Genomic DNA, 2,573 nt, shown 5'->3' with positions numbered 1-2,573 from the left:
GGGAAATAGCCGAGCTGATGGGCACCTCCCAGGGCACCTCGCGCTCGCAGCTAAACAGGGCCAGGTTTCTGCTCAAAGAGTCCATCGCGAGACGGGAGGGAAAGGTGATCCCCTTCCCAGAGAGTGAAAGCAAGGGGAAGGTCGCAGAAAGTTGAACGGGCATGTGTGAAAAATAAAATAAATTAAGGTTATCTTCCAACGTTTACAGCCTCAGGGGAATCTATACATCAGCAGCCAAAGGGGTTGTGAGGTAGTGTGAGGCGTAACAAGGTAAAGGCGCATTTAAATGAAAAGAATAACATTCTTCATGCTTTTTATTTCCTGTTTCCTTCTTTCCTGCGAGAAAGAAGAGGAGTTCAAAATACCCGTGGATGTCAGCTTCACGTTGGACATGCAACGGGAGAAGACCTCTGACAGCCGCATCCGCTTCACGGAGGGCCACCTTGTGCTCGCCTCTTTTGAGTTTGAGGGAGACAGGGAGCAGGCTGAGGAGGTTCGCTTCGAGAAGGAGTACGAGCATGGACTGCACGTGCCTTTTTCCCCAAACCAGGGGATTAGTGAGTTGAAATTTCAGGTCCCGCAGGGGACCTACAGCCGCATTGCGGTGGCTATTGAAACCATTGACGGTGAGGAGGATGAGGGTCAAAAAAAGAGCAGCCTTGTTGTGGAAGGGGTGTACCAGACGAGCGGAGGCAAAGTACTTCCTTTGCGCTTTGAGCTCCAATCCTCCGGGGAAATTGAAGTAGAGGCTAAAAGCCTGTCAGACGGCAGTCAGATCATCCTGAAAAGAGAGGCACCAGCCACTGCCTCCATTCGGTTGAACCCGCACTACTGGTTCCAGGCCGTACCCTCCTCCCTTTTGGATAATGCGGAAGTAGTGGAGAGAAACGGAGTGGCCACCATTCTCATCAGCGAGGAGGTAAATGAGCAGATTTATGAGATCGTGGTAAGCCGGATCGGCAAAGGAGCCGAGACAGTGTTTACCTACTAGTGCTGCCAACCTTAAGAATCAGACTATCCAGGTGATGAAGGAAAAGGACGACAAGCTAAACAAGAAGATAAAGACCAGCTTTGGCCAGATGGAAAAGAAGGCTCCTGACCTTTTGTGGAGAAGTCTTTCCGCCTCTTTGGATGAAGCCGCATCCTCCCCGACCGGGGAAGGCCCGGATGAGCTGAGCCTGTACCGAAGGATAAGGGAAAGCTATTCGGCTCAGGACAAAAAAGCGCCCTCTCATGTCTGGCAGTCCATCAACAAGCAACTCAACATCGACCTTGTCTGGACAAGGATCAACAAAGAGCTTAACGGAGCGGGTAGCGCAGGAAATCACAGGTGGCGATGGACGGCTGCTGCTGCCGTACTCCTGCTGATAGCCGGACTGGCGGGCGCCTACCTTGTCAAGCGGGAAAACCCCATTGCCATGTCGGGCGGAAAAGCAGAAACCGCCTTGGCCTCACCAAAGACCATTGTGGCAGGAGATCCTGTCACAAGTATTGGCATGGAGAATGGCAGCCCAAAGGCACCAGGCAGTACCCGCAAGCAGCAGATGCCCGGCCTGCATCGCAATGAAGAGAGCTTACCAGAACATCAGGCAAATCAACAAGAGGGAGACTTGCTGCTTCGCGGCAGAAGGGTAATTGTTTCCGGACCTGTCCCTGATCCGATTAGCAACACAGGGCTGTCAGGCAAGGAAACAGCACCTCCTTTTGTAGCGGAAAGTGGAGAGTCTTTATCAGGCAGCTTATCAAACGAAGAAATTGCCCCCCTGCTGCAAACAAGGCAGGCAGCGCTAAGGCCGACCGGTAGAATAAACGCTGTAGCCTTCGACTCACTGGGATACAGGCACATAGCCACAGGAGAGGGCAACACGACCGCTGCAGGCCTTGAAAAAAGGCTGATGCCTGCCAGGGTCAGCCTTGGGTTGGCTATTTCCTACAACAACAGCTGGCTTCTCAACAATGAGACCCAGAGAAGCTTCGACAAGGGCAGTCTTATCTCCACCAGCCCGACATTCAACGAAAGTGTGGGGCTTTCGCTCGGATACCACCTGGGCCACAGAAGCTTTGTCTCCACAGAGCTCCACATGGCAAAGACCGGACAGGAATACAAAACCTTCAGGGGCGGCAGCTACATCAAGAGGGGGCTGGAGCTAACCTACTACAAAGGGTATGCCCAGTACCAGCACAGGTTCCTTCCCGACAGGAAGTCCCTGCTCTCCGACATCACCCTCAGGGCCGGCCTGTTCGCAGGGCTCCTGCATGAGAGGCGGGGCGAGCTGCGGGAAACGGAAAGCAGCTACAGCCAGTATGACTATGGTGTGCGCGGGGCCCTGGGACAGGAGAGGCGGGTCGGGGGCCTGACCATTGGCTACGGGATCAGTGTGGAGAGAGGGCTCAAGAACATCTTCCTGGGCAGCGACAACATGCCCGGCAGATTTAACCGCACCTATACCCTGAACGTGGGGCCTTACCTCAACTTAAGGCTTGGCCGTTAGGGGAAAGTAGTTGATGCAAAGCCATGTGGGCAAACCGGATGTGAAGGATTGCCACCTGTGGCGGTAAGAAACCCGAACATG

Annotated in this window: 3 protein-coding genes; 2 read left to right on the top strand and 1 reads right to left on the bottom strand. The window is 53.8% G+C overall.

Going from position 1 to position 2,573, the window contains the following annotated elements:
• Nucleotides 1-199, bottom strand: a 199-nt coding sequence (locus ACFSRY_RS13285; RefSeq protein WP_377508341.1) for a hypothetical protein, incomplete at its 3' end; no start/stop codon positions are given.
• 87 nt (nt 200-286) lie between these two features.
• Between ACFSRY_RS13285 and ACFSRY_RS13280 the strand changes: the two genes are divergently transcribed.
• Nucleotides 287-991: a hypothetical protein gene (locus ACFSRY_RS13280; protein WP_377508338.1), complete on the top strand. Its 705-nt coding sequence runs from the start codon at nt 287-289 to the stop codon at nt 989-991.
• Between the two features lie 34 nt (nt 992-1,025).
• Nucleotides 1,026-2,492, top strand: a complete 1,467-nt coding sequence (locus tag ACFSRY_RS13275; RefSeq protein WP_377508335.1) for a hypothetical protein — start codon at nt 1,026-1,028, stop codon at nt 2,490-2,492.
• Nucleotides 2,493-2,573 lie beyond the last annotated feature (81 nt).

The organism is Pontibacter locisalis, assembly GCF_042684605.1.
In the GTDB taxonomy this organism is placed as follows: domain Bacteria; phylum Bacteroidota; class Bacteroidia; order Cytophagales; family Hymenobacteraceae; genus Pontibacter; species Pontibacter locisalis.
The sequence above is the reverse complement of the archived record's forward strand: the minus strand, read 5'-3'. Positions and strand labels throughout refer to the sequence as shown.

Excerpts from the sequence above, each read along its gene's own strand:
- ACFSRY_RS13280 (WP_377508338.1), top strand. The coding sequence starts at position 287 with ATGAAAAGAATAACATTCTTCATGCTTTTTATTTCCTGTTTCCTTCTT.
- ACFSRY_RS13275 (WP_377508335.1), top strand. The coding sequence starts at position 1,026 with ATGAAGGAAAAGGACGACAAGCTAAACAAGAAGATAAAGACCAGCTTT.